The sequence below is a fragment of the Blastococcus sp. PRF04-17 genome (assembly GCF_023016265.1).
GTDB lineage: Bacteria > Actinomycetota > Actinomycetes > Mycobacteriales > Geodermatophilaceae > Blastococcus_B.
Window position 1 is genome coordinate 1,548,421 of record NZ_CP095412.1, and the last position, 26,008, is coordinate 1,574,428.

Consider the following 26,008-nt stretch of genomic DNA (forward strand, 5'->3'; position numbering starts at 1 on the left):
TCAGTCGCGGGTCTCTGCGGTTCCTGTGGCCGTGCTCTCGTGTCGACGCCGTCCGCGTCCCGCGTGCGACTGGGGGCGCCGCGCCTTGATTGTCACGGCATTGTCGACCCGGGCTTCGGCTCGGTCGGCTCTACTGCGCTGCACGCGAGCTTCCTCGCGCACCGTGTTGAGTTCACCGCGCAACTCGGCGAGCTCCTCGCGCAGTCGTAGGTTCTCCTCTTCGTGACGGGTACGCAGGTCGTCGACTCGCTGGTGGCCATGGGCCTTCTCGCGCTCGGCGTCGTGTACGGCGGCATCACGCTGAGCGGTCATCGCCGCTAGCTTCTCGCGCAGATCGCTGACCTCGTCACGGAGGTCTGCGGCCTGCCGGTCAGCCTGCGCCAGGCCCCGACGTACCGACTCGACCGCATCCTCGGCACGGGCGGCGCGCGCCGCCCCGGCGTCGGCCCTCTCGACAGCGTTGCGAGATCGCTCCTCCGCCTCGGACTGCGCGACCATCGCGGCTTCCGCTCGTCGGATCGCAGCATCGCGGTCGCCATGTGCCTCGACCAGCCGCGCCTCGACGACAGTCAGCTTCTCGGCCAGATCGGCCGACTTCGCAGCGGACTGCTTTCGCTCTGTATCCACGGCCGCGAGGGCGTCGGCCAACGCGGCGCTCAGCCTGTCTCGCTCGGTCTCGGCTTCCGTCAGCTGCTGGCGAGCCTCTTCGAACCGGATTCGGAGCTGCTCGCTCAGCGCAGAGGCCTCCTCAGCAGCGGCGTCGGCTTCCGCACGCTCGGCCTCGGCGCGCTGTTGCGCTTGCTCGGCCCGGCTGGCACGAGCCGCGGCGGTCGCCACCTGCTCTGCCGCCTCACTCGTCACAGCATTGATTTGTAGCTCGGCGGCCTCCGGATCGGCCACCGTCCGCAGCTCCTCGAGCAACCCCTGCAGCTGCTGACCCAGATGCTCGATCATGCCGGCGACCTGGCCGTGCAACTCACTTGCCCGCTGTCGCGCGACATCGATCGGCCGCTGCTCGATCCCGGCCGCGTGCCCGGACTGCTCCGCGCGCAGGCGGCGACGGGCGTGCCATGCGGCGGTCCGATTGTGCGCGCTGTCGTCGCAATACTCCGGCGGGCGGCCTGCCCCGGATTGCGATGCCGCCGCCGGACGACGGCAGCCGGGAAACCGGCAGATACGGCGTTCCGTGTCGCTGTCAGTCGGCTGACTCATAACGTAAAGCTGCACCGACGTTATGACGACGGAACGCTTTCGGGGCATCTCTGTGGACAGTGGGCGGCCATCCACATCCCCACCGGCTGCGTGGCGCCTTCATCTCTTCGGCCGCGTCGAAGCTGACAACGTTCGCTGCGATTCCCACGATGAGGGAGGTGGACGGCGCCGAGCCGCGCGCCGTCAGGTCGCTGGATCTGTGGCTGCTGGCGCGAATGCCCATGTGCGCGGCGCGGACGGCCCGCTCATCGCTACAGAGCCGTCTTGGTCGTGTTGAGTCGGATTCGGCAGGCCCTGGGGCCCGATACGCGGGCCGGACGAGCTGTCGATCCCTCGGCCTACCTTGCGCTGTGAGCCCACTCGGCCCGCGTCACGTATTCCGAAGGAGTGCGCCATGGAGAATCCCGATGACCTGCTGACCACGGCCGAGGTTGCCCTGATCATGCGCTCGCCCGTCTCCACGCTGAGGTACTGGCGGCACCTCGGCACCGGGCCGCACAGCTTCCGTGTGGGACGGCGCGTGGTCTACCGGCGCGCCGACGTGGCCGCGTGGCTACATGAGCAGTCGCAAGCAGGGCGCGCCGAACGAGCGGGGTGAGCGGTGTGAGTGAACGCCGCCCCGCCGTCGTGTCAGAACTTCACGGCGACGCAGCTCAGCGTGGCCGGGCCCACCGGCTACGAGCCACCGGCGCTGACTACGGCAGTCGATCGGTCTCCCCCTCCCCACTGGGCGGCTGGCGCGACCCCTCCAACACTCAGGCTGCCCTACGAGAAGCCTTCGCCACTGCTGGTTTCGACTGGGTCACCTCCCACGCGCTTCCGCAAGACCGTGGCCACCCTCTGAATCAGGCCGGTTCCCCCCGTGGCGGTCTGCCCCCGGCCCGCGGCCGCTACGGCCGGTTCTTGGCGCGCACCGACTGCTGGACCCCACCCGAGACCTGGGTGAGGGCCTTCCGGACGGCGGGCAGGACCTCGGTGGCGAGCAGTTCGATGGACCGGGCGGTGGCGGCGAAGGGCAGCCCGCCGAGGCCGATCTGGGCGAGGAACCGGTCGTGGCCGAGCAGCTCGTGCTCCCACAGGATCTTGTCCACGATCTCGGCCGGGCTGCCGGCGAACAGCGCGCCGTGCGGGCCGGCCCACTGCTCGAACGCCTCCCGAGGCAGGGCGCGCCCCCGGGCGCTGGGCATGTTGTCGCCGATGTAGCGGGAGTAGTACGGGTAGAACGTCTCGCGCGCCCCCTGCGAGGTGGGCTCGGCGTAGAAGTGGCTGGTCACCCCGATGCGGGTGTCCGCGGCCGGGGCCGCGTGGTCCGCGGCGGTGCGCCGGTAGAGCTCGGCGAGCGGCACGAAGCGCTCCGGCGCCCCGAGGATGGCCAGGTAGAGCGGCAACCCGTGCCGTCCGGCCCGCACCACGCTGGCGGGCGTCCCGCCGACGGCGACCCACACGGGCAGCTGCTCCTGCACCGGCCGGGGATGGATGCCGGCGTCGTGCAGCGGCGCACGGTGCCGCCCGGACCAGGTCACCTTCTCCTGCCGGTCGAGCGCCACCAGCAGCTCGAGCTTCTCGTCGAACAGCGACTCGTAGTCGGCGAGGTCGTGGCCGAACAGCGGGAACGACTCGGTGTAGGCGCCGCGGCCGGCGGTGATCTCGGCGCGGCCACCGGAGATGAGGTCGACGGCGGTGAAGTCCTCGAAGACCTTCACCGGATCCGCCGTCGACAGCACGGTGACGGTGCTGGTCAGCCGGATGCGCTCGGTGGCCTGCGCGACCGCGGCGAGCACGACCGGCGGTGAGGCGATGGCGAAGTCGGGGCGGTGGTGCTCGCCGACGCCGAAGACGTCGAGCCCGGCCTGGTCGGCCAGGACGGCGAGGTCGATGAACTCGCGCAGCCGGATGGCCGGGTCGAGGGGGCGGCCGGTGGCGGGGTCTGCGGTGATCTCGCCGAAGGTGAACAACCCGATCTCGAACGGGTTCGGCTGCGGGGTCATGGGCACCTCGGGTTGTCGTGGTCGGACCGGGTGGCGGGTGGGTCGAGGACGCGGCGTCTCCCCGGCCGGCCCCGCCGCCGCGAGGCGGACGGCGGGCCGGCAGCCGCGCGTGTCGGTCGTGCTCAGGCGGCCTGGAAGGACCGCCGGGAGAAGCCGACGGAGTAGCCGTCCAGCGTCGTGACCACGGGCGCGGTGGGGTCGGTGGCTGCGCCGAGGGTGACGAACAGCGGGGTGAAGTGCTCGACCGTCGGATGTGCGTAGGGCATGCCGGGGGCAGCGGTGCGGAACCGGGCCAGCTCGTCGACGGCGCCGCGGGCCAGCGCGTCGGCGGCCCAGGCGTCGAAGTCGGCCGACCAGCCGGGCACCTTGTTCTCGGTGAACATCTCCCGGGTGAGGAAGGGCAGGCCGTGGGTCATGTGGCCCGAGCCGACCACGAGGACGCCCTGCTCGCGCAGCGGGCGCAGCCGCGTGCCGAGCGCCAGCAGCTGGTCGGGGTCGTCGGTGGGCAGGCTCAGCTGCAGCACCGGGACGTCGGCGGCCGGATACATGATCTTCAGCGGCACCCAGGCGCCGTGATCCAGGCCGCGGCGGGCGTGCTGGTGCACCTCCTGGGTGTCGGGCAACAGCGCGGCCACCTGGCGGGGCAGGTCCCCGGCGTCGGGGGTGTCGTAGCGGAACGTGTAGTACAGCGGGTCGAAGCCGCCGAAGTCGTAGACGAGCTCGTCGGGCCGGCTGGCGCTGACCGACAGCGGCGCGGACTCCCAGTGCGCGGACACGACGAGGATGGCCTTGGGCTTGGGCAGGTTGCGGGCCCAGTCGTGCAGCGGGTCGAGCCACTGGTCGTCCTCGAACGGCAGCGGGCCGCCGCCGTGGGACAGGTAGAGGCTGGGCAGCGGCCCGTCCGCCGACGTCCACAGCCGGTGCGGGGCAGCAGCCTCCGCCTCGGCGGCGCGGCGCAGGTGCGCGGAGAAGGGATGGGCGGCCGGGATCCGGGCGTCGGCGGCCGCGGTGGGGGCGGGGGTGGTCATGCGGACTCCTCGATGGAGATGGGGGCCGGGGCGCCGCCGGTGCGGACCCAGGTCACGGTGAGGGACTCGCGGTGGGCGAAGCGCTCCAGGTGGCTGCCGAGCACCTGCTCGGCGCGAGCGACGGACTCCTGGTCGTCGCCTGCCGTCAGGAGGGTGAGCACCCCGTCCCCGACGATGATCCAGGCGGTGGCCGCGCCGATCGCCGTGGTCGCCGGCGAGCTGGTCGCGTCGCCGGTGAAGGCGAGCTTGCGTCCGAGGTGGGAGATCAGCTGCTTGGCGTAGCGGGCAGCGGCGCCGGTCGTCACGTCGGCCCGGGAGCCGATCGGCCGGTCCTGGGCGGTGGCGCGATCCGCCGTCGCCTCTCCGGGCGTCGCCAGCGGCGCGGCAGGCGGGGTGCTGGACATCGGTCCTCCAGATGTGCCTAACGTCGAGGCAGGTGCGTGTGGTCTCTGCCGGCGGTACCGCCGGGCGGGCCGGGTGCTCGTCGGGGGCTGCCCGGCTCGCCGGGCGGCGCTGGGTCAGGCGCCGACAGGCTGGGCGGTGCGGCGGCGGCTGGCCAACAGATGATCGACGCTGAAGCGCCCGGCACCGACGGCGGCGAGAAGCAGGGCGGCCGCGCCGAGGACGAGAACGAGCTCGTAGCCGCCCTGCTCGACGAACAGCCCGGCGCCGGCGTGGACGAACACGAACGCGCCGACCATGTCGATCAGCAGCAACAACGCGGCCACGGGCACGGCCAGGCCGACGATGAGGGCGGCGCCGCCGACAAGCTCCACGAGCGCGGCGAACCAGGCGGCGGCCGAGGCTGCCGGCACGCCAACTGAATCGAAGAAGGCGGCGGTGCCGTCGATGCCGTTGGTGAACAGCTTCTGCCAGCCGTGAGCGAAGAACACCAGGCCGACGGCGATGCGGGCCAGGAGGACGGCGAGGTCACGGGCGGGAGCGGGGAAGGTCATGGTGGTCCTGTCGATGGTGGTGCGGGAAGGGATAGTGGTGCGGGACGTGGCTGTACCGGCCGGACGTCGGTGCCGGTGGCCGGGCGCGGTCAGCCGGTCCGGTCGGTGAGCCAGGCGGCGAGGGTGTCGACGTCGTCGCGGGTGAGGCCGTGCCCGCCCGGGGAGCGCCGGGCGGTCAGCTGCGCGCCGGAGTCGCCGTGCAGGTACTGCCAGGTGCGCGCCTGCAGCTCGACGGGGATCACCGCGTCGGCGTCCCCTTGCGCGACGAGGACCGGGACGCCGGTGAGTCGGCCGGGCGTCGTCGGCACGCCGGCGTCGAAGGGCAGGGTGGCGTACAGGGTCGCGAGCCCGGCGAACCTCGCGGGATCGTCCAGGACGACGCCGCCGGCGAAGGTCGCGCCGCCGCTGAACCCGGCGAGCACGATGGGGCGCCCCGCCGGGGCGACCCGGTCGAGCCAGGCCCGGAGCCAGGCGATGCCGTCGGCCAGGGACTCCGGGACGGGGCGCCCGATGCCGCGGTTGGCGAACCAGGCGTACCCGCTGCCCTCGGCGATCGGTGCCCGCACCGCGGCGTAGGCCGCCCGGCCGGCAGAAAATCGACGAGGCCGATGATGTCGCGCTCGTCGGAGCCCCGGCCGTGCAGCAGCACGACCAGCGGCGCGTCCTGGTCCTCGGCGCCGCGCCAGAGGACGGTGGGCTCGGGGAACGCGGTCATGCCCCGGCCACGTCGTGCTCGGTCACGATCCGGCCGGCGGTGCGTACCCCGGACCAGCGGGCGACCTCCGCGTCTAGGTCCAGGCGGTCGACCGGTGCGGAGTGCTCGTACTCGCCCCAGTCCGCCCGGGGGAGCATCCACATGATCTCGAACTCGTTGCCGTCGGGGTCGGCGCCATAGACGCTCTTGGTGGCGCCGTGGCTGGACTCGCCGGTGTACGCGCCGGCGTCCTGAAGACGCTGGCGGAACTCGGCCAGCTCGTCGACGGTGTCCAGCTGCCAGGCCAGGTGGTAGAGGCCCACGCCGCGGCGACGCGGCCCGGCGGCCGACCCGAGGCCGAACAAGCCCAGGTCGTGGTGGTTGCCAGAGCGGGGCAGTCGGAGGAACGCGGCGTTGAACCGCTCCTCGCGGGTAACCAGCTCCATGCCGAACACCTCGCCGTAGAAGCGGACCGACCGGTCGAGGTCGGCCACGTAGAGCACGGCGTGGTTGAGGCGGACGGGCGACGCGGTCATGGTGTGCCTCCAGGGCGAGGGCGAGGGCGAGGACGAGGGCGAGGGTGAAAGCGAGGGCGAGGGCGAGGACGAGGGCGAGGGTGAAAGCGAGGGCGAGGGCGAGGGCGCGGGATGCACCGAGGCGGAGGGGTCGCCGAGCGACGGGCGGGGCGGCGAGACCGGAAGGCGTTCACCGCCCCGCGCGCCGTCGGCGATCAGGGGAAGGGGCGGTCGTCAGGCGATGACGGCGAACCCGCCGGTCCAGGCGATCTTCTCGCCGGCAGCCAGGGTGAGCTGCAGGAAGCCCAGCGCCTCGAGCTCGCGGGCGCGGCGCAGTGAGCCGGCGTCGATGGCGCGCACGCCCCCGGCGGTGACGATGCCGGCCAGCAGCGACTTGGCGTCGGCGTCGTCTCCCGCGATCAGCACTGTGGTGGGCTGCTGCCCGCCGACCGTGCCCGACGCCAGGGTGGCGGCGAAGGTGGTGTTGAACGCCTTCACCACGCGCGACTGCGGCAGGGCCGCGGCGATCTCGGCGGCGGCGGAGCTGTCGGCCGGAACGACGAGGGAGTCGAAGGTCTCGAAGTTCAGCGGGTTGGTGATGTCGACGACGACCTTGCCGGCGAACTGGTCGCCGCGCTGGGCGACGATGCCGGCGATCGCGCCGTAGGGAACGGCGAGGACCACCACGTCGCCGGTGACGGGCTTGGCGGTGTCGTTCTCACCGAGCAACTCGACGGTGTTGCCGCCCTTGCCGACGATGCCGGCGATGGCCTGTCCCATGTTGCCGGTGCCGATGATGCTGACGTGTGCCATGACGGTTCCTCCAGGATGATTTGTTGTAGCGACAACGTTCATCTCATGTGAGCGTACTTGTTGCGACAACCATTCCGGGTGAGGATGTGACCGTGGACACTCCCTGGCTCGACCGGCGTCAGCTGCGCGCGTGGATACGGATACGCGGCGTGCTCGAGCTCCTGCCCGGCGTGCTCGACGTCCAGCTGCGACGAGACGCCGACATCACCGAGTTCGAGTACTACGTGCTGGCGATGCTCTCCGAGGCGCCCGGTCGCACGCTGCGGATGACCGAACTGGCCCGGCAGACCAACGCCACGCTGCCCCGGCTCTCCCACGTGATCGACCGGCTGGAAGGCCGCGGCCTGGTCGAGCGCTTCCGCTGTCCGGAGGACCGGCGAGCGACCAACGCCCGGTTGACCGACGCGGGGTGGGCCAAGGTGCAGGAGGCCGCTCCCGGCCATGTGGTCAACGTGCGGCAGCACGTCATAGACGCCCTCAGCGACGAGCAGATCGACCAGTTGGCCGAGATCGGCGACGCCATTCTGGGCAGACTGGACCCGTCGGGGGCGATGGCCGCGACGTACACCCGCTACGACGAGGCACCGAGCCCCGAACCCCGGAACAGGCCGGCGCCGGATGACGGCGACATCCGCCGTCCCGCCTGACCGGCCAGCTGGGGCCTTCGGCGAAGTCGGCCGGTGTGCTGTCGGAAAGCACCCTTGAGGCATTCCCGCGATGCGTGGCCACGCTCGCCAGGTCGGCGCTCTTTGAAGTGCCGTTGCGCGGCAGCGACGGCAGATGCACCCGCCCCGGGTGAGCGGGGCGCCTCCGTCCTGCTCCCGTGGCCATGACGGAGTCGCTGCCGGTGCTGTTGGTGCGCCGGGCCCACCTGTTGGCCCCCGGCGAGCCATCCCGGCGGGCACATGGCGCGGGGAGGGTCGGAACGGCGTCCGGGCCCGGCGCCCCGCCGTCGTACCAGGAGTTCACGGCGACACAGCTCAGCGGTTCAGCACCTTCGCCGCCTCGGCGCTCACGACCTGCCGGCCGAAGTAGACATCGAGCGTCATCGACGGGTTGGCGTGCCCCAACTGGTCGGCCACCTGGCGCGGGCTGAGGCCGGCCTCGTCGAGGCGCGTGGCGACGGTCTTGCGGAAGGTGTGCGAGGTGACCCACGACCAGGGCCCCTCCTCGCAGCGGATGCGCCGCCCGCCTGCCCCGGCCCTGAAGGAGCCATCCTCGTCGAGCTGATAGCCCGTTCTGCCGCAGGTCTCGCACTCGAACGAATCGAGCAACTGGCGGAGGTCTCCTGAGACGTTCGACGGATCCCGCAGAACGCCGGTCAGTGGCGGAGGGAAGACAACCTGAGCGTCCCTCTGCCGGCGCAGGTTCGCCCGCCGCGCCTCCAACATGCGGACGGCGAAGTCAGGGAGCGCGATGATCCGCCAGCCGGCGGTGGTCTTCGGCCGCGGCTGGACCATCAGCCCGGCCCCTGGAACGCGGACCACGGTGGCGTTCACCTCCCATGTCCCGGCCCCGAGGTCGAGGATCGGCTTGCCGTCGCCGTTGGTCCCGTACCGCAGGGCCAGCGCTTCACCGATCCGACAGCCGGTGGCGAGCATCCAGTCGACGAGGTCGGGCAGGTCGAGCTCGACCGCGCGGTCACTGGTCCGGAACAGCTTGACGAGTCGTCCGGTCTCTGCCGCCGTGAGTGCGCGCGGCGCGCCTTTACCACTGCTGATCTTGGCGGTCGAGTCGCGCACCGGATTCACCGCGATCGCGCCGTCCTGGATCGCCAGTGCGAACATCCCGGAGAGGCACGCCCGCGCTGTCTTGGCCGCACCCGGTCCGCTGCTCTTGGCGATGGCGGACAGCGCCCGGCTCACCACGCCGGTAGTCACCTCGCGGACGCATAGTCGACCGAGGGCCGGCTTGACCTGCTTCCTGACCACCGACCGGTAGGTGCGCATAGTGCCGGTCGACCAGCCCTGGTCGGCCTCCAACCAGGCATCGGCCAACGCGTCGATCCTGGTCGCTCCGGTGACCACCTTGCCACCACCGAGACCCTGGCGGTTGGTCAACTCGGCCTTGAGCGCACGCTCAGCAGCCGCCCGCGACCGCCCGACCTTCGTCACCATCCGGATGCGACCGTCAAAGTCACGGAATCTGGTCCGCGCCTGCGTCTCGCCGCTGGGCTGCTCGACGAAGTATACCCTGCCGTACGTCCCTACGGGCTGCGGGGGCCGTCCCACGGCGACACCATCCTCACCAGTTTCTGGTGAGTAAATGATGCATCCTTCGAGGCCAACTCGCTAGGGGCGGGCAAACCTGCTGGTCAAGCTCCCCCGATTGGACTCGAACCAATAACCCTGCGATTAACAGTCGCATGCTCTGCCAATTGAGCTACGGGGGACGAGCGGGTACGCGACCCGCCGGCCTGACGAGGGTACCCCAGGCCTTCCGTCGCCCCGGGAGCGGCTCGCCCGCGGGCCCCGTGCCGTAGGTCCCGGTAGCGTCATCGACCGTCCCCGATCAGGAGGTTCCCCGTGGCCAAGCTGTCCTTCCTCGCCGGCTTCGGTGCGGCTACGTCCTGGGCGCCAAGGCCGGCCGCGAGCGGTACGAGCAGATCCGCCGCGGCTGGGAGCAGGCGAAGGACGACCCTCGCCTGCAGAGCCTCGCCGGCATGGCGCAGGCGCGCGCCGACGACGTCGTCGCCTCGCTGCGGGCACGCATGGGCAGCGACACCCCGCGCTGAGCGGGGGATCAGTCCGGCTGCTCGGCCGCGACGAGCTCGGCCAGCTTCCGGCGGGCGTGCTCCCGGGCCTCGGGATCGCTGCGGCGCTCGTCGTCGTCGAAGACGACGGTCCACTCCCGGCCCGGTCGTCCCGGGATCCGGCGCGCGACGAGCAGCACTCCTCCCCCACCCGGCAGCGGCGAGCGTTGGCTGGCGACGATCGTCTGGTCCACCCGCCTGCGGACCACCGAGGGCAGGTCGCCGGCGTCGGTCAGGACGTGGCGGACCTCCGGTCGGCGGGCCTGCACCCCCGGCTCCACCTCGACCAGCGCCGTGACCCGGAACGCGCCGCCCCCGTCGTTGGTCGCCGTCCACTGTGCGGCGGCGATCTCGTGCCACGGCAGCACGACGGCGTCCTCGACCGAGGTGACCTCGGTCGGCACCACCCGCAGCCCGCGGGAGGTGGCCACGAGCCAGCCGGCGTCCCGGGTCAGGGCCCCCCAGGCGAGCACGCGCTCGTCCGCGTCCGGCGAGGCCAGGACGGCGACGCGCACCGGCTCCGGCGGCCTCGCGAACCGGCGCCGCAGCAGGTCGAGGAGGCTCACGGGGTCAGGCCGCCCATCGCCCGCTCGCGGAGCGATCGAGCCTGCTGCTCGAGCGACAGCAGCTGGCCGAACACCTTCGTGTACTCGTCGGGGGCCTCGACCGGGTTCATCCGCTGCAGCTTGCTCTTCAGGGCCGCGACCCGTCGCACCGTCGCCATCTCCTGCAGCCGGGCCAGCACCGCGTTGACGTAGGTCGCGTCGCCCTCTCCGTTCACCGAGCGCATGGGCTCGACCGCGAGGGCCGTCAGCTGGGCCCGGGCCGGCTCGCTGGTGCAGTGCGCCGCCACCTGATCCAGCCACGCCGGGCCCGTGACGGTGGCGCCGGCCGCTCCCCCGGCGGCGGCCACCGCCTCGGCGACCGCCCCGAGGTCCGGATCGGTGTAGGCCGCGGGCGGGATCGCGTCGAACGACGGCCCGGCGACCTCGGGCACCTGCAGCGCCGCCTTCACCGCCTCGCGCTCGACCTCCAGCGCGGCGTCGTCCGGCGTCCGCTGCGGCCCCCGCTGACGGGCGCGCGGCCGCGCGCCGCCGTCGCCGGTGATCCGGCGCAGGCGGTCCATCACCTCGGTCTCGTCCGGCAGACCGAGCAGGCCGGCCAGCCGGCGCGCGTAAGCCGGCCGCAGCGCGTGGTCCTTGATCTGCGCGAGCAACGGGGCCGTCTTCTCCAGCGCCGCCACGCGACCCTCGACGGTGTCCAGGTCGTAGTTGGCGATGGTCGTCTTCAGCACGAACTCGATCAGCGGCGTGCGGCGGGCGATGAGGTCGCGCACGGCGGCGTCCCCGTGCTCCTGGCGCAGCTCGCACGGGTCGTGGCCGTTCGGCTCGACGGCGACGAACGTCTGCGCGACGAACCGCTGGTCCTCGGCGAAGGTCTTCATCGCGGCGGCCTGACCCGCGGCGTCGCCGTCGAAGGTGTAGATCACCTCGCCCGACAGCTCCTGCTGGTCCATCAGCAGCCGGCGCAGCACGCTGATGTGCTCGCCGCCGAACGCGGTGCCGCACGACGCGACCGCCGTGGTCACGCCGGCGAGATGGCAGGCCATCACGTCGGTGTAGCCCTCGACCACCACCGCCTGGTGGCGCTTGGCGATGTCGCGTTTGGCCCGCTCGACGCCGTAGAGGACCGTGCTCTTCTTGTAGAGCGGGGTCTCCGGCGTGTTGAGGTACTTCGGTCCCTGGTCGTCGTCGAGCAGCTTGCGGGCGCCGAAACCGATGACGTCGCCGGTGATGTCGCGGATCGGCCAGATCAGCCGGCGGTGGAACCGGTCGATCAGCGTGCCGCGGGAGGACTCCTTCGCCAGGCCCGCGGTTACGAGCTCGGCCTGGCTGAAGCCCTTGCCGCGCAGGTGGCGGGTGAGGGTGTCCCAGCCCCCCGGGGCGAAGCCGCAGCCGAAGTCGATCGCCACCTGCCGGTCGAAGCCCCGCTCGGCGAGGAACTGCCGGGCCGGACCCGCCTCCGGGGTGCCCAGCTGCTCGGCGAAGAACCTCGCCGCCTCGGTGTTGGCGGCGACCAGCCGTGCGCGCTGGCCGGCGTTGCCGCGGTCGGGCGCCCCGGTCGGGCGGCCGCCGTCGTCCTCGTAGTGCAGCTCGACGTTGGCCCGCCGCGCCAGCAGTTCGACGGCCTCGGAGAACGACAGGTGATCGATCTGCTGGACGAAGGAGATGACGTCGCCGCCGACCCCGCACCCAAAACAGTGGTAGAGGTTTCGCGTCGGGGTCACCTGGAAGGACGGCGACTTCTCGTCGTGGAACGGGCAGAGCCCCTTCAACGACCCGCCGCCCGCACGCTTGAGCTGCAGGTGCTCGCCGACGATCTCGTCGATCTTCGACCGCTCGCGGACCAGCGCGATGTCGGCTGCCCGGATCCGTCCCCGCCCGGCCATCAGCTGCTCCCCCGACGACGGCCCCGCCGGTCCCCGCGGTCACGGTGCGGGTACCGGCCGAGCCGGCCTTGCCCAGTTCGAGCACGGTGACCCCTCTCAGCCGATCCCGGGCGCGCCGGCGATGCTCTCGCCGGTCACGCGGTAGAGCAGGTAGGCCGCGGTCTCCCGGAGGATGTAGCGGAACTGCGTGGCGCGGGTCTGCACGGCCGGGCCCTGGCGGGTCGGCGAGCTCTCCGCCGCCATGCCGGCGTCCTCGGCCATCCGCTCGGCGCGCATGGCGTGCCACGGGTCGGTCACCAGGACGGCGCTGGTCCAGCCGCGCTCGTCGAACGCCGCGGCCACCGCCCGCATGCTCCCCAGGGTGTCGACCCCCTGTCCCACGGCGAGCAGCGAGTCGTCGGGCACGCCGGATCCGGCCAGGTAGGCCCGACCGGCCTCGGCCTCGCTGAACTCGTCCCCCGCTGCCTTGCCGCCCACGGTGACGATGACCGGAGCGACGCCCTGCTCGTAGAGGGCGATCGCGTGCTCCAGCCGCGCCGCGAAGATCGACGACGGGACGCCGTTGTACTGGGCCGTGCCGAGCACCACGATCGCGTCCGAGGCGGGCCTGGAGTCCTGCCGGGCGTTCCACCAGATCGCCAGCGCGGTCGACGCCACGAACAGGAGACAGGCCAGGAACGCGGCGCCGATGACCCGCACCATCAGGCTCGCCCGCCGCACCCCCACGCGTCATGGGTACCACGCCGGGCTGACGACGTGCGGCGCCTGGGGACGGTGTGCCGGACGAGCTACCGCTCGCCCAGCCGGACCAGCCCGCTCTCGTAGGCGAGGATCACCGCCTGCACGCGGTCCCGCAGCCCCAGCTTGGCCAGGATGTGGGTCACGTGCGTCTTCACCGTGGTCTCGGCGAGGTAGAGGTGGCGCCCGATCTCGGCGTTGGAGAGGCCGCGCGCCAGGGCCCGCAGCACGTCCAGTTCGCGCTCGGTCAGCTCCGCCATGCCGGGCGGGACGGCGCCCTCGGCGGGCACGGTCGGCTGCCGGACGTAGGTCTCGACCAACCGCCGGGTGACGCTCGGCGCCAGCAGCATCTCCCCGGCAGCGCAGGCCCGGACAGCCGACACCAGCGCCGGCGCCGGGGTGGTCTTCAGCAGGAAACCGGAGGCGCCTGCCCGGAGCGCCGCCAGCACGTACTCGTCGAGGTCGAAGGTGGTCAGCACCAGCACGCGGGTGCCGGGGCAGCGGTCCAGGATCTGCCGCGTCGCGGTCAGCCCGTCCCCGCCGGGCATCTCGACGTCCATCAGGACGACGTCCGGGGCCAGCGCGGCCGCGGCGGCGACGGCGGACGGACCGCTGGAGGCCTCTCCGACCACCTCGATCCCGGGGTCGGCGCCCAGGATCGCCGTCACGCCGTCGCGCAGCAGGTCGTGGTCGTCGGCGATGACGACGCGCACCGGCCCCGTCATGCCGGCCTCGCGGCCAGCGCGGGGATCCGCACGTGCACCCGGAAGCCGCCGCCCGGCCCGGGGCCCGCGGCGAACTCGCCCCCGACCCGGCGCACGCGCTCGTCGAGTCCCACGAGTCCGTAGCCGCGTCGCGGCGCGCTGCCCGGCCCGGGCCCGTCGTCGACCACCTCGACCTCCACCCCGGTCGCGTCCGCCCGGACCCGCACGACCGCTGCTGCGCCCGGCGCGTGACGCAGCACGTTGGTCAGCGACTCCTGCACCACCCGGTAGACGACGGCGGCTCCCTCGCCGGACAGCTCCCCGTCGACGTCGGAGCGCACGGCCAGGCCGGCCCCGCGGAGTCGCTCGAGCAGCGCGTCGAGGTCGTGTCCGTCCGGCGGCGTCATCGCCGCGCCGAGCACACCGTGGTCCAGCACCTCGACCAGCCGGTCGAGCTCGGCGAGCGTCTCACCCGCGGTCCGCCGGACGACGTCCAGCGCGCGCCGGGCCCGTGCCGGATCGCCCTCGCGGGTGGCCAGAGCCGCGCCCGCCTGCATCACCATGACCCCGACCGCGTGCGACACCAGGTCGTGCAGCTCCCGGGCCACGGCCAGGCGCTCGGCGCGCACGGCAGCGCCGGCCGCCGCGTCGAGCTCGGCCGCCCGCCGGTCCGCGCGCTCCTGCGCCCGCAGCTGCCACCGTTCCCCGGCGCGGACCGCCGCACCGCCGACCGCGGCGAGGGCCAGTGTCAGCAGCGCGAGGAACACGTTGTCCGGATCGCGGATCCACATCTCCGCGCCGACGCCCGCGCCGAGGACGCCGAGCGCCGGCACGCTGCGGACGCCGCGCGCCGCCGCCGCCCAGGCGAGCGCCGCCGGTCCGGCGATGAGCCAGAACCCCGCGGGCAGGGGCTGGGTCCAGATGCCGACGGCGAACACCAGCCCGCACAGCGTCGCGCCGAGCTCCGGAGCGACGCGCCGCAGGACGACGGTCGCCGCGGCGCAGATGGTCAGGAGCACCGAGACGGCACCCATCGTGGCGCCCGCGGGGAACTCCCCGCGGTAGGCGAAGTTCTCCGCCACCGCCAGCGCGGTGACCGCCGCGGCGAGGAGGACGTCCCGACGCGAGATGCGCGGAACGGCGGCCTCGGGTCGGGGCCGGACCTCGACGTCCTCGTCGGCCTCCCGCAGCAGCCCGAGCAGGCGCCGCAGCTCGAGACCGGCCCGCTGGCCGTGCTCCTGGACGGCGTTCAGCGCCGGGGTGGGGTCGTCGTCCCAGCGCCGGACGGCGTCGTCGGCGGCCGCGCCCATGGTCGTGGCCGCCGACCGGACCACGGCCTGGATGTCGCCGGCCAGCCGGGCCCGCTCGACGGCCACCGCGGCCCGGGCGACGTCGGCCTCCGGCGTCGATGCCAGCCGCGCCGCACGGGCGTGCTCCACCGCAGCCCGCCGGCCGGCGCGGACGGCGAGCCGCAGCACCGCGGCCAGCGTGAGGAACACGACCGATCCGAAGAGGAACTCCGGAGCCCCCGCTGCCTCGTCGAGCCACACCCAGACCGCGTTGGCAGCCACGATCGTGGCGGCGGCGAGAGCGCTCAGCACGCGGGTGCGCGGCATGCGCCGACCGTAGCCATCGGCAGGTCCGCCAGGCGTCCTCCGAACGTCGCATCGCGCTCCATCGGAGGTGCCGGTCGCATCGGTGCGTCCGGGAGGACGTCGGCCGCCGTCGCGGTTCCTAGCGTTCGCCTCGTCGCGTCGTCACCAGGACGGCGCCCGGTGCGAGGAGCAGATCGATGAGGAATCTCGAGCGTGCGGCGCTGGGCGCCGCGGTGGCCCTGTCCGTCCTGTCGGTCGGCGACGCCGTCCTGCGCGGCGTCAGCGATGCCGTTCTGCCGTGGGACGACGAGGCGGGCACCACCTGGGGCATCGTCGCCACCAACCTGCTCATGGTCGCCACGTTCGGGCTATTGGCGGCCGTCCTGGTGCGCAACGCGCGCGGGATCGACGACGGCAGCGGTGCCCGGCGCTGGGTCCGCCGCCTGCTCGCCACCGCCCTCGCGGTCCTCTCCGTCGGCTACCTCGTGGTGTCGGTGGTCGACGCCGACGCCGCCGGGATCGTCGCCGGTGTCACGTTCCTGCTGATGTTCGTGCTGGGCGTCGTCCTCGGCGCGTTGCTGCTGCGCCGGCCGGAGGTGCGGCTGCCCGCCGTCCTCATGGTGTCCGTCGTCCCGTTGATCGGGCTGGCGTTCGCGGTCGAGGCGCTGGCACCGGGCTGGGGCCACCCCGGCTACGCGGAGACCGCGCTGTACCTGGGCATCGCCCTCCTCGGCATCCAGGTCGCCGGCGAGCGCAGCGGGGTCGGCCCGTCGCTGGCCGGCGCCCGGACCTGAGCACCCCTCCTGACGGGCTAACTGCCCGCGCGGTCCGCTCCCAGGGCCGCGCGGGCCGCCTCCAGCCGGGCGACCGGCACCCGGAACGGCGAGCAGGAGACGTAGTCCAGCCCCACCTCGTGGAAGAAGTGCACCGAGTCGGGGTCCCCGCCGTGCTCGCCGCAGACGCCGAGCTTGAGGTCCGGACGGGCCGCCCGGCCCTTCTCGACGCCGATCTGCACCAGCCGACCGACACCGTCGCGGTCCAGCGACTCGAACGGCGAGATCCCGAAGATGCCCTTGTCCAGGTACTGGTGGAAGAACGCCGCCTCGACGTCGTCCCGGGAGAAGCCCCAGGTCATCTGCGTGAGGTCGTTGGTGCCGAACGAGAAGAACTCGGCGTACTCGGCGATCTCGCCCGCCGTCAGCGCCGCGCGCGGCACCTCGATCATGGTGCCGATCAGCGTGTCGACCCCGACCCCCTCTGCCTCGCAGACCTCGGCGAGCACCCTCTCCGACTCCTCGCGGATCGCCTCGAGCTCCTGCACCGCGCCGACCAGCGGGATCATGATCTCCGGCCGCGGATCACCCCCGGCCTTGCGCCGCTCGCACGCCGCCTCGCCGATCGCCCGCACCTGCATGGCGAACAGGCCGGGCACGACCAGGCCCAGCCGGACGCCGCGCAGGCCCAGCATCGGGTTGGACTCGTGCATGCCGCGGACGGCGGCCAGCAGGCGCAGGCTGCCCTCGTCGGGTTCGCCCCGCTCCTCGGCCAGCGCGACGCGGACCGAGAGCTCGGTGAGGTCGGGCAGGAACTCGTGCAGCGGCGGGTCGAGCAGCCGCACGGTCACCGGCAGCCCGTCCATCGCCTCGAAGATCTCCAGGAAGTCCTGCTTCTGCAGCGGCTCGAGCGCGTCGAGCGCGGCTTGCCGCTCCTCGTCCCCCTCGGCGAGGATCAACTTCTCGACCAGCTGCCGGCGGTCGCCGAGGAACATGTGCTCGGTCCGGCACAGACCGATGCCCTGAGCGCCGAAGCGCCGGGCCCGGGCGGAGTCCTCCGGGGTGTCGGCGTTGGTCCGGACGCCGAGCCGGCGCACCTCGTCGGCGTGGGTGAGGATCCGGTGCACGGCCTTCACCAGGTCGTCGGCGTCCTCGGCGTCGGGGTCGATCTCCCCCTCGAAGTACCGGACGACCGACGACGGCTCGACCGGCACCTCCCCCAGCCACACCCGGCCGGTCGACCCGTCGATGGAGATGACGTCGCCCTCGTTCACCTCGGTGCCGTCGGGCGCGGTGAACTTCCGCGCCTTGGTGTCGACCTGCAGCTCCTCGGCGCCGCAGACGCAGGTCTTGCCCATGCCGCGGGCGACGACGGCGGCGTGCGAGGTCTTGCCGCCGCGACTGGTGAGCACGCCCTGGGCGGCGATCATCCCGGACAGGTCGTCGGGGTTGGTCTCCCGGCGGACGAGCACGACCTTCTCGCCCTGCTGCGCCCACTCCACTGCGGTCTCCGACGAGAACACCGCCTTGCCGACCGCGGCACCCGGCGAGGCGTTCATGCCCTGGGTGAGCTGTGTGGCGTCCCCGCCGGAGACGAAGCGCGGAAACATCAGCTGGGCGAGCTGGTCGCCGGTCACCCGGCGGACCGCCTCGTCCATGTCGATGAGGCCCTCGTCGACCAGCTGGACGGCGATCCGGAACGCCGCGCCCGCGGTGCGCTTGCCGACGCGGGTCTGCAGCATCCAGAGCTTGTTGCGCTCGACGGTGAACTCGATGTCGCACAGGTCGCGGTAGTGCGACTCCAGGCGGGCCATCGTGTCCATCAATTCGTCGTAGGCGCCCTTGTCGATGCTCTCGAGGTCGGTCAGCGGCACCGTGTTGCGGATGCCCGCGACGACGTCCTCGCCCTGGGCGTTCTGCAGGTAGTCGCCGTAGACGCCCTGCTCGCCGCTGCCCGGGTCACGGGTGAAGGCGACGCCGGTGCCGGAGTCGGGCCCCAGGTTGCCGAAGACCATCGAGCAGACGTTGACCGCCGTTCCGGCGTCGCTGGGGATGCGCTCGCGGCGGCGGTACAGGACGGCGCGGTCGGAGTTCCAGGAGTCGAAGACGGCGTTGATCGCCAGGTCCATCTGCTCGCGCGGGTCCTGCGGGAAGTCGCGGCCGGTGTGGTCCTTCACGATCGCCTTGAACCGCGAGACGACGTCCTTGAGGTGGTCGGCGTCGAGGTCGAGGTCCAGGTCGGTGCCCTGCTCGGCCTTGACCTCGTCGAGCGCCTCGTCGAAGAGCTCGCCGTCGATGCCGAGCACCGTCTTGCCGAACATCTGGATCAGCCGGCGGTAGGAGTCCCAGGCGAAGCGTTCGCTGCCCGACTGCTGCGCCAGGCCCTGCACCGATTCGTCGTTGAGTCCGACGTTGAGGACGGTCTCCATCATCCCCGGCATCGAGGCGGCGGCTCCGGAGCGCACGGAGACCAGCAGCGGATCGGCCGGATCCCCGAGGGTCTTGCCCATGGCCTCCTGCAGGGCCTCCAGGTACTCGGTGACCTGATCGCCCAGGTCGGACGGCGTCTCGCCGTGCTCCAGGTAGTAGCGGCAGGCGTCGGTGGTGATGGTGAACCCGGGCGGCACCGGCAGGCCCAGGTTCGTCATCTCGGCCAGGTTGGCGCCCTTGCCGCCCAGCAGGTCCTTCTGGTCCTTGTTGCCCTCGCTGAAGTCGTAGACCCACTTCGTTCCAGCCACCGCGCACCTCCGCGCTCGTCAGCCCCCGGCGGGCACGTCATCGCGGCAGAACAGACGTACTAGACGTCCCATCCGCGATGTGCCGTTGATCGTGGCGGACGGAGGCGGTGGAAGCGAGACGGGACGAGCGCCAGGTGACCCGGATCACTCGGAGGAGCCACTCAGCCGGGTGGTCAGTCCCCCAGGGCGGCGCCGCAGACGCGCGGGCCGTTCTCGCTGATGACCACGAGGCGACTGCGCTGCCCGTCCGACCAGTCGACGACGACCTGGCGCGCCGGTGTGCCCGCCATGTCGGCACCCGCGACGGAGGCGATCTCCCCGTCGTCAGCCAGCTGGTACTCGGCGACGACACCCTCGGCCGGCACCCTGGCGCGCTCCTCCTCGCAGAGCAGGCCCCAGGCCGTCTCGGTGTCGCGCTGCTCCAGCGCCTCCAGGAAGACGCCGGCCACCTCCCGCGCCTGGTCGTCGGGCGACCCCTTGATCCAGAAGGAGGCCCCGACCATGAGGAAGGCCGCCACGACGGTGCCGCCGAAGACGAGGAGGAGCACTCCCTGCCGACGTCGCGGGGTGCCGGTGTGCAGGGGTGCCGGCTCCTCGTCGTACAGGAACGGTCCCTGGGTCATCCACCACTCACTTCGAGTTCGGCGCCGGACGGGGGGCGCGGGTCGTCGCGGTCGTCCAGCCAGCCCTCGGGCAGGGCGACCGGGCGGGGCGAGCTGGTCCGGCCCCGCGGCGCCCCGAGGACGGCGGTCGGATAGGGCTGGTCGGGGATGCGCGCCAGCAGGTCGGCCAGCTCGTCGAGGCCGCTCACTATCGCCAGCGACCGGCGGATGTCCGATCCGACCGAGAAGCCCTTCAGGTACCAGGCGACGTGCTTGCGGAAGTCGGTGCAGCCGTGCGGCTCGCCCTGGTCCTCGCTGAGCAGCGTGGCGTGCCGGTGCATGATCGCGGCGACCTCGGCCATGGTGGGCAGCGCGCGCTCCGTCGTCCCGGCGAAGGCGGCGGCCAGATCGCCGAACAGCCAGGGCCGGCCGAGGCACCCCCGCCCGATGACGACGCCGGCGCAGCCGGTCTCGGCGACCATGCGCAGCGCGTCGTCGGCCTCCCAGATGTCGCCGTTGCCGAGCACCGGGATGTCGAGGGCCTCGACCAGCCGGGCGATGGGCGCCCAGTCGGCGGTGCCGCTGTAGAGCTGGTCGGCGGTCCGGCCGTGCAGCGTGATCGCCGCGGCGCCCTCGTCCTGCGCGATGTGGCCCGCGTCGAGGTAGGTGACGTGGTCGGCATCGATGCCGATGCGGGTCTTGACGGTGACCGGCACGTCCTTGGCGGCGCGGACGGCGGATCGCACGATGTCGCGGAACAGCACGCGCCGCCACGGCAGCGCCGAGCCCCCGCCCTTGCGCGTCACCTTGGGCACCGGGCAGCCGAAGTTCAGGTCGATGTGCGCCGGACGGGTACCGGCGACGTGCTCGTCGACGAGCATCTCGACCGCCCGCCCGACGGTGGCGGGGTCGACGCCGTAGAGCTGCACGGAGAAGGCGTCGCGCTCGCCGGCCGTCGCCCGGACCATCTGCAGCGTCTTCTCGTTGCGCTCGACCAGGGCGCGCGTGGTGATCATCTCGCAGACGTAGAGCCCCGCGCCGAACTCCCGGCACAGGGTCCGGAACGCCGGGTTGGTGATGCCGGCCATCGGCGCCAGCACCACCGCCGGGTCGACCGCCAGGGTGCCCAGCTTCAGGGCAGGCAGCGGCGCGGTCACGCCACCCAGGGTAGGCGGCGACGCCGGTCACTCACCCGCCGCGCGCCGAGGGCTGCCGTCCGGGGCGGCACGGGCGCGCCCTGAGTGGGTGCGCTGGGTGCCCATTCCAGCGCCCGGAATGGGCACTCTGCGCACCCACTCGGGGTTGTCAGCAGCCGGGGAGGCGGGCGGCGAGGTAGGCCTCGACCGCGTCCAGCCCGATCCGCTCCTGGCTCATCGAGTCGCGCTCCCGCACGGTGACGGCCTGGTCCTCGAGGGTGTCGAAGTCGACGGTGAGGCAGAACGGCGTCCCGACCTCGTCCTGCCGGCGGTACCGGCGGCCGATGGCGCCGGCGTCGTCGAAGTCGACGTTCCAGTTCCTGCGCAGCGTGGCGGCGAGGTCCTTGGCCTTGGGCGAGAGGTCGGCGTTGCGGGACAGCGGCAGGACGGCGGCCTTCACCGGCGCCAGCCGCGGGTCCAGCCGCAGCACCGTGCGAGTGTCGACGCCGCCCTTGGCGTTGGGCGCCTCGTCCTCGGTGTAGGCCTCGATGAGGAACGCCATCAGCGATCGGGTGAGGCCGGCCGCCGGCTCGATGACGTAGGGCGTCCACCGGGTGTTGGTCGCCTGGTCGAAGTAGGAGAGGTCAGTGCCGGAGTGCTCGGTGTGCGTCGAGAGGTCGAAGTCCGTGCGGTTGGCGATGCCCTCGAGCTCACCCCACTCCGAGCCCTGGAAACCGAAGCGGTACTCGATGTCGACGGTCCGCTTCGAGTAGTGCGACAGCTTCTCCTTCGGGTGCTCGAAGTGGCGGAGGTTGTCGCGGTCGATGCCGAGGTCGACGTACCAGCTCGTCCGCTGGTCGATCCAGTACTGGTGCCATTCCTCGTCCGTCCCGGGCTCGACGAAGAACTCCATCTCCATCTGCTCGAACTCACGGGTGCGGAAGATGAAGTTGCCCGGCGTGATCTCGTTGCGGAACGACTTGCCGATCTGCCCGATCCCGAACGGCGGCTTCTTGCGCGCGGCCCCCATGACGTTGGCGAAGTTGACGAAGATGCCCTGCGCTGTCTCCGGGCGCAGGTAGTGCAGCCCCGACTCGTCCTCGACCGGGCCGAGGTAGGTCTTGAGCATCATGTTGAAGTCGCGCGGTTCGGTCCACGCGCCCTTCGTGCCGCAGTTGGGGCAGGAGATGTCGGCCAGGCCGTTCTCGGGCGCACGGCCCTTGCGCGCTTCGAACTCCTCCTCGAGGTGGTCGGCGCGGAACCGCTTGTGGCAGTTCTGGCACTCGGTCAGGGGGTCGGTGAAGACCCCGACGTGACCCGAGGCCACCCACGTCTGCCGCGGGAGGATCACCGACGAGTCCAGACCGACGATGTCGTCCCGGCTCTGGACGACGGTGCGCCACCACTGCCGCTTGATGTTCTCCTTGAGCTCCACGCCCAGCGGCCCGTAGTCCCACGCGGAGCGGGTGCCGCCGTAGATCTCGCCCGAGGGGAAGACGAACCCCCGGCGCTTGCAGAGGTTCACCACCTTGTCGAGGCGGGCAGGGTCGTGCTTGGCGGCGCTGTCGCTCACGGCGAGGGTGCTCCATCCGGCTGGCGGTCGGCGGGGTTGGTCCCGACCACGGTAGTTGGCCCGCCGCGGCGGACTCCGGCGCAGGCCCCGTCGAGATCAGCGCAGCAGCAGGAGCAGGGCGACGCCGGCCCCGGCGATGACCAGGAGCGGCACGACGGTGAGCACGACCCAGGGCCACCGGCGGGGCGTCCGGTCGACCTGGACCGGGTGCACGGGCCGCTGCACCATCTCGGGGGCGCTGAAGGCGATGGTCCGCTCCGGCGGCCGGATCCGGACTCTCGGCGACCCCACCTTGTCGGTGGGCTGGTCGTGCAGCCGCGGGTCCTCCCCCGGGAGCGCCCGCAGCGTCGGTGCGTCGACGTCCGGCGGCTCGAGGTCCGCCCACTCCTTCGGCAGCGCCGGCGGCGGGCGGTCCGGGAGCGGCGGCAGGGTGATGTCACGGGTGCGGTCGTCGCGCGGGGGCGAGTCGTCCTGCGGACGATCGCTCATGTGGTCCTCCCGGACGTCGACGACGGCAGCCGTGGCTGTGTGCCCGTCCGTGACCGACCTACGCGTCCCGGGTGCCGAAAGCGATGTCCTCGTGGGGCAGGTACACGCCCGGCTCGTCGACGGCGTGGACCCAGACGGGCGCGCCGGTGATCTTGACCTCGGCGGCACCGAGCGCCCGGCGGTAGGAGCCGACGCCGTCCCACCGGGTCACCAGCGCCCACAGTGCCGGGTCGTCGGGCGAGCGGCCCAGCTCCCCGCCCACGAACCCGGGGCGGGCGCCCAGCGCGGCCAGCAGCGGTGCGACGGCCGCGGCCAGCGCCTCGGCGTCCTCCCCCGTCGCCCGCAGGCGTGTCACCGCGAACACCGCGGCCCTCCTCTCGTCCGGTGTCGGCAGACCTTGCCATGCCGACACGGAACGCCGACCTGCGACCATGAGACGCATGGTCCGCACCACCCGCCAGCGCGCTGCAGTCCGCACGGTCTTCGAGGACCTCGACGGCTTCCACAGCGCACAGGAGGTGCACGCCCGCCTGCGCGACGCCGGGGACCCGATCGGACTCTCGACCGTCTACCGCGCCGTGCAGTCGCTGGCCGACGACGGCGAGCTGGACTCCATCCGCACCGAGACCGGCGAGGCCCTCTACCGCCGGTGCAGCCCGCAGCACCATCACCACCTGGTCTGCCGCGGCTGCGGGCTCACCGTCGAGGTGGCCGGCCCGGCCGTCGAGCGGTGGGCCGACCGCGTGGCCGACGAGCACGGGTTCGGCGACGTCAGCCACACGCTGGAGATCTTCGGCACCTGCGCCGCCTGCCAGGGCTCCCTGGACGCCCGGCCGGCGGACCAGGCTCAGAAGAAGTCGCAGACCGTCAGGTCCGGGGTGACGTAGACCAGCAGTGTGAAGCTCTGCCCGTCGTCGAGCAGCAGCGTGAAGGTCGCCATGTCGGTGTTCGAGGCCGACTGGTGCTCCACGCTGTCGAAGGTGCCCTCGGTGAAGCCGACACCGCCGAGGACCTGCTCGAAGAAGTAGGTGCCCAGCTCCCAGGCGGGGTCACCGGTGTTGGTCGCCGCCGCGGAGGTGGCCGCGTCCTGCACCTCGGCGCAGGAGAGATCGTAGGCGGTCTGGAACTCACCGTCGGCCATCGCCTGCACCCAGGCCAGCGCCACGTCGCCGGAACCCTCGAACCGGCCGCCGCCGTCGTCGGCCGGCTCGGCCACCTGCGCCCCACCGGGGAGGTCTCCGGTCGCCTCCCGGGTCGGCTCCGCGGACGACGACGTCGCCGGCGACGAGGACGACGTCGCGGCCTGCGGCTCGGGGTCGTCGTCCTTCCCCGTGAGCAGCACCACGAGCGCGACGCCGACGCCGGACACGAGCACGGCCAGCCCGACGATCAGCCAGGGCAGCAGGCCCTTCTTCGGCGGCTGCGTCGGCGGCCCGTAGCCGGGCGGCGGATAGCCGGCGGGCGGCGGACCGGCGGACGGATAGCCCCCGGGCGGGCCGTACGGCCCCGTCCCAGGCGGGCCCTGCGGCGGGTACGGCGGCGGCTGGCCCTGCGGCGGGTACGGCGGCGGCTGGTTCGGGTTCGTCGGCGGGTCGTAGGGGCCGTACGGACCAGGGGGCTGGGTCATGAATGCTCGGTCTTCCTCACGGACGTGCGCGGGCGATGCTGCCCGGTGGACGGCAACGTAGTGAGGAGGAGCCCGTAGGAGGAGTGGATACGGCGCGGATCGCTCAGGCGCTGCCGAACCGCCGCTGGCGCGACGCGTACTCCTCGCACGCTGCCCACAGGTGCCGGCGGTCGAAGTCCGGCCAGAGCGTGTCCAGGAAGACGAACTCCGCGTAGGCCGACTGCCAGAGCAGGAAGTTGCTGGTCCGGTTCTCACCGGAGCTGCGCACGAAGAGGTCGACGTCGGGCATGTCGGGCTCGTCGAGGAACCGAGCGACCGTCGACTCGTCGATCTTCTCCGGGTCGAGCCGACCGGCCGCCACCTCGCGGCCGATGGCCGCGGCGGCGTCGGCGATCTCGGCCCGGCCGCCGTAGTTGACGCACATGGTCAGGGTCAGGACGTCGTTGTCGCGGGTGAGCTCCTCGGCGACCTCGAGCTCCTTGATGACGCTGCGCCACAGCCGCGGACGGCGACCGGCCCACCGCACCCGGACGCCGAGCTCGTGCATCTCGTCGCGCCGTCGGCGGATCACGTCGCGGTTGAACCCCATGAGGAAGCGGACCTCCTCGAGGCTGCGCCGCCAGTTCTCGGTGGAGAAGGCGTATGCGCTGATGTGCGTGACGCCGAGCTCGATGGCGCCCTCGACGCAGTCGAACAGCGAGTGCTCCCCCGCCTCGTGGCCCGCCGTCCGCGGCAGCCCGCGCGACTTGGCCCAGCGGCCGTTCCCGTCCATGACGATGGCCACGTGGCGGGGCACCTTGTCCTTGGGCAGCTGCGGTGGCCGGGCACCCGACGGGTGTGGCGTCGGCGCCTTCACCTCCCGCCTCACGAGCGGTCGACCAGCGCGAGCGACCGCAGTCCGCGCTCGAGGTGCCACTGCAGCAGCGCGGCGACCAGCCCGCTGGCCTCCCGACGGTTCGTGCCCTGGGTGGCCTCGGCGCGCGCCCACTCGCCGGTGAGCAGGGCGTCGAGCAACTCGATGGTGACCGGGTTGGGCATCGCCGACCCGGTGGGACGGCAGGACGGGCACACCGTGCCACCGGCCGGCACGGAGAAGTGCCGGTGCGGGCCAGGCTCCGCGCAGCGGGCGCAGTCGGACAGCGCCGGCTCCCAGCCGGCCACCGACATGGCGCGCAGCAGGAAGGCGTCGAGCACCAGCCCGGCGGGGTGCGTGCGCTCGGCCAGCGACCGCAGCGCCCCGACGACGAGCAGGAACAGCCGCAGCGACGGCTCCTTCTCCTCCGCGGTGAGCCGGTCGGCGGTCTCCAGGACGGCGGTGCCGGCGGTGTAGCAGGGGTAGTCGTCGACCACGTCGTTCCCGTACGAGCGGATCGACTCGGCCTGGCTGACGATGTCGAGGTTGCGGCCGGTGTAGAGCTGCAGGTCGACGTGGCTGAACGGCTCGAGCCGGGAGCCGAACTTGCTCTTGGTGCGGCGCACGCCCTGGCGACGGCCCGCACCTTGCCGTGCCTCCGGGTCAGGACGGTGACGATCCGGTCGGCCTCACCGAGCTTCTGGGTGCGCAGGACGATGCCCTCGTCCCGGTACAGCGCCTTCGGCGTCGTGCTCATGGCTCGGCTCCTGCGT

Annotated in this window: 26 protein-coding genes, 1 tRNA gene and 1 pseudogene; 4 read left to right on the forward strand and 24 right to left on the reverse strand. The window is 72.7% G+C overall.

Going from position 1 to position 26,008, the window contains the following annotated elements:
* Nucleotides 1-1,212, reverse strand: a complete 1,212-nt coding sequence (locus tag MVA48_RS07810; protein ID WP_246987557.1) for a hypothetical protein — start codon at nucleotides 1,210-1,212, stop codon at nucleotides 1-3.
* A 394-nt stretch (nucleotides 1,213-1,606) separates the two neighbouring features.
* Between MVA48_RS07810 and MVA48_RS07815 the strand changes: the two genes are divergently transcribed.
* Entirely contained in the window at nucleotides 1,607-1,810 is a 204-nt protein-coding gene (locus MVA48_RS07815; protein WP_246987559.1) for a helix-turn-helix domain-containing protein, read from the forward strand.
* A 292-nt stretch (nucleotides 1,811-2,102) separates the two neighbouring features.
* On the opposite strand, the gene MVA48_RS07820 is transcribed toward MVA48_RS07815, so the two are convergent.
* The 7 genes from MVA48_RS07820 to MVA48_RS07850 form a co-directional block, all read right to left on the reverse strand.
* Nucleotides 2,103-3,200 carry an LLM class flavin-dependent oxidoreductase gene (locus MVA48_RS07820; RefSeq protein ID WP_246987561.1) on the reverse strand — a complete coding sequence of 366 codons (1,098 nt, stop codon included), beginning with the start codon at nucleotides 3,198-3,200 and terminating at the stop codon, nucleotides 2,103-2,105.
* A gap of 122 nt (nucleotides 3,201-3,322) precedes the next feature.
* A complete protein-coding gene (locus MVA48_RS07825) occupies nucleotides 3,323-4,228 on the reverse strand; it encodes a dioxygenase family protein (protein ID WP_246987564.1) in 906 nt (301 codons plus the stop codon).
* The gene (locus MVA48_RS07830) at nucleotides 4,225-4,632 is read right to left on the reverse strand and encodes a DUF2218 domain-containing protein (RefSeq protein ID WP_246987565.1); all 408 of its coding nucleotides are present in this window, start codon (nucleotides 4,630-4,632) and stop codon (nucleotides 4,225-4,227) included. Before MVA48_RS07830 ends, MVA48_RS07825 begins: the two co-directional genes overlap by 4 nt.
* A 114-nt stretch (nucleotides 4,633-4,746) precedes the next feature.
* Entirely contained in the window at nucleotides 4,747-5,184 is a 438-nt protein-coding gene (locus MVA48_RS07835) for a DoxX family protein (protein ID WP_246987567.1), read from the reverse strand.
* 89 nt (nucleotides 5,185-5,273) lie between these two features.
* Entirely contained in the window at nucleotides 5,274-5,750 is a 477-nt protein-coding gene (locus MVA48_RS07840; RefSeq protein WP_246987568.1) for an alpha/beta hydrolase, read from the reverse strand.
* Between the two features lie 145 nt (nucleotides 5,751-5,895).
* The gene (locus tag MVA48_RS07845; protein ID WP_246987570.1) at nucleotides 5,896-6,414 is read right to left on the reverse strand and encodes a VOC family protein; all 519 of its coding nucleotides are present in this window, start codon (nucleotides 6,412-6,414) and stop codon (nucleotides 5,896-5,898) included.
* 213 nt (nucleotides 6,415-6,627) lie between these two features.
* Nucleotides 6,628-7,206, reverse strand: coding sequence for an NADPH-dependent F420 reductase (locus MVA48_RS07850; protein ID WP_246987573.1), 579 nt, complete (start codon nucleotides 7,204-7,206; stop codon nucleotides 6,628-6,630).
* Nucleotides 7,207-7,298: 92 nt separating this feature from the next.
* On the opposite strand from MVA48_RS07850, the gene MVA48_RS07855 reads away from it, so the two are divergent.
* Nucleotides 7,299-7,853, forward strand: coding sequence for a MarR family winged helix-turn-helix transcriptional regulator (locus tag MVA48_RS07855; RefSeq protein ID WP_246987575.1), 555 nt, complete (start codon nucleotides 7,299-7,301; stop codon nucleotides 7,851-7,853).
* 333 nt (nucleotides 7,854-8,186) lie between these two features.
* Here the strand turns inward: MVA48_RS07855 and MVA48_RS07860 are convergent, their stop codons facing one another.
* The 7 genes from MVA48_RS07860 to MVA48_RS07890 form a co-directional block, all read right to left on the reverse strand.
* A complete protein-coding gene (locus tag MVA48_RS07860) occupies nucleotides 8,187-9,323 on the reverse strand; it encodes a tyrosine-type recombinase/integrase (RefSeq protein ID WP_246987576.1) in 1,137 nt (378 codons plus the stop codon).
* Between the two features lie 202 nt (nucleotides 9,324-9,525).
* Nucleotides 9,526-9,598, reverse strand: a tRNA-Asn gene (locus MVA48_RS07865).
* Nucleotides 9,599-9,948: 350 nt separating this feature from the next.
* Nucleotides 9,949-10,524 carry a hypothetical protein gene (locus MVA48_RS07870; RefSeq protein WP_246987578.1) on the reverse strand — a complete coding sequence of 192 codons (576 nt, stop codon included), beginning with the start codon at nucleotides 10,522-10,524 and terminating at the stop codon, nucleotides 9,949-9,951.
* On the reverse strand, nucleotides 10,521-12,407 hold the full coding sequence (gene dnaG, locus MVA48_RS07875; protein WP_246987580.1) for a DNA primase: 1,887 nt from the start codon (nucleotides 12,405-12,407) through the stop codon (nucleotides 10,521-10,523). The genes MVA48_RS07870 and dnaG overlap by 4 nt, the downstream gene beginning before the upstream one ends.
* 96 nt (nucleotides 12,408-12,503) lie before the next feature.
* Nucleotides 12,504-13,133 (reverse strand): YdcF family protein, encoded by a 630-nt coding sequence (locus MVA48_RS07880; protein ID WP_246987582.1) that lies wholly within the window; start codon nucleotides 13,131-13,133, stop codon nucleotides 12,504-12,506.
* 62 nt (nucleotides 13,134-13,195) lie between these two features.
* Nucleotides 13,196-13,870 (reverse strand): response regulator, encoded by a 675-nt coding sequence (locus MVA48_RS07885; protein ID WP_246987584.1) that lies wholly within the window; start codon nucleotides 13,868-13,870, stop codon nucleotides 13,196-13,198.
* Nucleotides 13,867-15,465 (reverse strand): sensor histidine kinase, encoded by a 1,599-nt coding sequence (locus MVA48_RS07890; RefSeq protein ID WP_246987586.1) that lies wholly within the window; start codon nucleotides 15,463-15,465, stop codon nucleotides 13,867-13,869. The genes MVA48_RS07885 and MVA48_RS07890 overlap by 4 nt, the downstream gene beginning before the upstream one ends.
* 176 nt (nucleotides 15,466-15,641) lie before the next feature.
* On the opposite strand from MVA48_RS07890, the gene MVA48_RS07895 reads away from it, so the two are divergent.
* The gene (locus MVA48_RS07895; RefSeq protein WP_246987588.1) at nucleotides 15,642-16,238 is read left to right on the forward strand and encodes a hypothetical protein; all 597 of its coding nucleotides are present in this window, start codon (nucleotides 15,642-15,644) and stop codon (nucleotides 16,236-16,238) included.
* A 17-nt stretch (nucleotides 16,239-16,255) separates the two neighbouring features.
* On the opposite strand, the gene ppdK is transcribed toward MVA48_RS07895, so the two are convergent.
* The 6 genes from ppdK to MVA48_RS07925 form a co-directional block, all read right to left on the reverse strand.
* Entirely contained in the window at nucleotides 16,256-18,955 is a 2,700-nt protein-coding gene (gene ppdK / locus MVA48_RS07900; RefSeq protein ID WP_246987590.1) for a pyruvate, phosphate dikinase, read from the reverse strand.
* A 173-nt stretch (nucleotides 18,956-19,128) separates the two neighbouring features.
* Nucleotides 19,129-19,578 (reverse strand): hypothetical protein, encoded by a 450-nt coding sequence (locus MVA48_RS07905; RefSeq protein WP_246987592.1) that lies wholly within the window; start codon nucleotides 19,576-19,578, stop codon nucleotides 19,129-19,131.
* Complete coding sequence (dusB, locus tag MVA48_RS07910; RefSeq protein WP_246987594.1) at nucleotides 19,575-20,714, reverse strand: tRNA dihydrouridine synthase DusB; 1,140 nt, start codon at nucleotides 20,712-20,714, stop codon at nucleotides 19,575-19,577. The genes MVA48_RS07905 and dusB overlap by 4 nt, the downstream gene beginning before the upstream one ends.
* Nucleotides 20,715-20,862: 148 nt before the next feature.
* Nucleotides 20,863-22,266 carry a glycine--tRNA ligase gene (locus MVA48_RS07915; protein ID WP_246987596.1) on the reverse strand — a complete coding sequence of 468 codons (1,404 nt, stop codon included), beginning with the start codon at nucleotides 22,264-22,266 and terminating at the stop codon, nucleotides 20,863-20,865.
* A gap of 96 nt (nucleotides 22,267-22,362) precedes the next feature.
* On the reverse strand, nucleotides 22,363-22,755 hold the full coding sequence (locus tag MVA48_RS07920; RefSeq protein WP_246987598.1) for a hypothetical protein: 393 nt from the start codon (nucleotides 22,753-22,755) through the stop codon (nucleotides 22,363-22,365).
* 58 nt (nucleotides 22,756-22,813) lie between these two features.
* Complete coding sequence (locus MVA48_RS07925) at nucleotides 22,814-23,119, reverse strand: antibiotic biosynthesis monooxygenase (protein WP_246987600.1); 306 nt, start codon at nucleotides 23,117-23,119, stop codon at nucleotides 22,814-22,816.
* 76 nt (nucleotides 23,120-23,195) lie between these two features.
* Here MVA48_RS07925 and MVA48_RS07930 point away from each other — a divergent pair, with 76 nt between their 5' ends.
* On the forward strand, nucleotides 23,196-23,642 hold the full coding sequence (locus tag MVA48_RS07930) for a Fur family transcriptional regulator (protein ID WP_246987602.1): 447 nt from the start codon (nucleotides 23,196-23,198) through the stop codon (nucleotides 23,640-23,642).
* Here MVA48_RS07930 and MVA48_RS07935 read toward each other — a convergent pair.
* The 3 genes and pseudogenes from MVA48_RS07935 to recO all read right to left on the reverse strand — a co-directional run bounded on the left by MVA48_RS07935 (nucleotide 23,603) and on the right by recO (nucleotide 25,992).
* Complete coding sequence (locus MVA48_RS07935; protein WP_246987604.1) at nucleotides 23,603-24,382, reverse strand: hypothetical protein; 780 nt, start codon at nucleotides 24,380-24,382, stop codon at nucleotides 23,603-23,605. The two genes, MVA48_RS07930 and MVA48_RS07935, sit on opposite strands and share 40 nt — an antisense overlap.
* A gap of 103 nt (nucleotides 24,383-24,485) precedes the next feature.
* Nucleotides 24,486-25,250 carry an isoprenyl transferase gene (locus MVA48_RS07940; RefSeq protein ID WP_246987607.1) on the reverse strand — a complete coding sequence of 255 codons (765 nt, stop codon included), beginning with the start codon at nucleotides 25,248-25,250 and terminating at the stop codon, nucleotides 24,486-24,488.
* Nucleotides 25,247-25,992: pseudogene (gene recO, locus MVA48_RS07945) on the reverse strand (DNA repair protein RecO). The gene MVA48_RS07940 and the pseudogene recO overlap by 4 nt, the downstream one beginning before the upstream one ends.
* Between the last annotated feature and the right edge of the window lie 16 nt (nucleotides 25,993-26,008).

Bases quoted from the DNA above. Each gene is read 5' to 3' on its own strand.
- MVA48_RS07810 (WP_246987557.1), bottom strand. From the start codon at position 1,212: ATGAGTCAGCCGACTGACAGCGACACGGAACGCCGTATCTGCCGGTTT.
- MVA48_RS07815 (WP_246987559.1), top strand. From the start codon at position 1,607: ATGGAGAATCCCGATGACCTGCTGACCACGGCCGAGGTTGCCCTGATC.
- MVA48_RS07820 (WP_246987561.1), bottom strand. From the start codon at position 3,200: ATGACCCCGCAGCCGAACCCGTTCGAGATCGGGTTGTTCACCTTCGGC.
- MVA48_RS07825 (WP_246987564.1), bottom strand. From the start codon at position 4,228: ATGACCACCCCCGCCCCCACCGCGGCCGCCGACGCCCGGATCCCGGCC.
- MVA48_RS07830 (WP_246987565.1), bottom strand. From the start codon at position 4,632: ATGTCCAGCACCCCGCCTGCCGCGCCGCTGGCGACGCCCGGAGAGGCG.
- MVA48_RS07835 (WP_246987567.1), bottom strand. From the start codon at position 5,184: ATGACCTTCCCCGCTCCCGCCCGTGACCTCGCCGTCCTCCTGGCCCGC.
- MVA48_RS07845 (WP_246987570.1), bottom strand. From the start codon at position 6,414: ATGACCGCGTCGCCCGTCCGCCTCAACCACGCCGTGCTCTACGTGGCC.
- MVA48_RS07850 (WP_246987573.1), bottom strand. From the start codon at position 7,206: ATGGCACACGTCAGCATCATCGGCACCGGCAACATGGGACAGGCCATC.
- MVA48_RS07860 (WP_246987576.1), bottom strand. From the start codon at position 9,323: ATGGTGACGAAGGTCGGGCGGTCGCGGGCGGCTGCTGAGCGTGCGCTC.
- dnaG (WP_246987580.1), bottom strand. From the start codon at position 12,407: ATGGCCGGGCGGGGACGGATCCGGGCAGCCGACATCGCGCTGGTCCGC.
- MVA48_RS07885 (WP_246987584.1), bottom strand. From the start codon at position 13,870: ATGACGGGGCCGGTGCGCGTCGTCATCGCCGACGACCACGACCTGCTG.
- MVA48_RS07890 (WP_246987586.1), bottom strand. From the start codon at position 15,465: ATGCCGCGCACCCGCGTGCTGAGCGCTCTCGCCGCCGCCACGATCGTG.
- MVA48_RS07895 (WP_246987588.1), top strand. From the start codon at position 15,642: ATGAGGAATCTCGAGCGTGCGGCGCTGGGCGCCGCGGTGGCCCTGTCC.
- MVA48_RS07905 (WP_246987592.1), bottom strand. From the start codon at position 19,578: ATGACCCAGGGACCGTTCCTGTACGACGAGGAGCCGGCACCCCTGCAC.
- MVA48_RS07920 (WP_246987598.1), bottom strand. From the start codon at position 22,755: ATGAGCGATCGTCCGCAGGACGACTCGCCCCCGCGCGACGACCGCACC.
- MVA48_RS07930 (WP_246987602.1), top strand. From the start codon at position 23,196: ATGGTCCGCACCACCCGCCAGCGCGCTGCAGTCCGCACGGTCTTCGAG.
- MVA48_RS07935 (WP_246987604.1), bottom strand. From the start codon at position 24,382: ATGACCCAGCCCCCTGGTCCGTACGGCCCCTACGACCCGCCGACGAAC.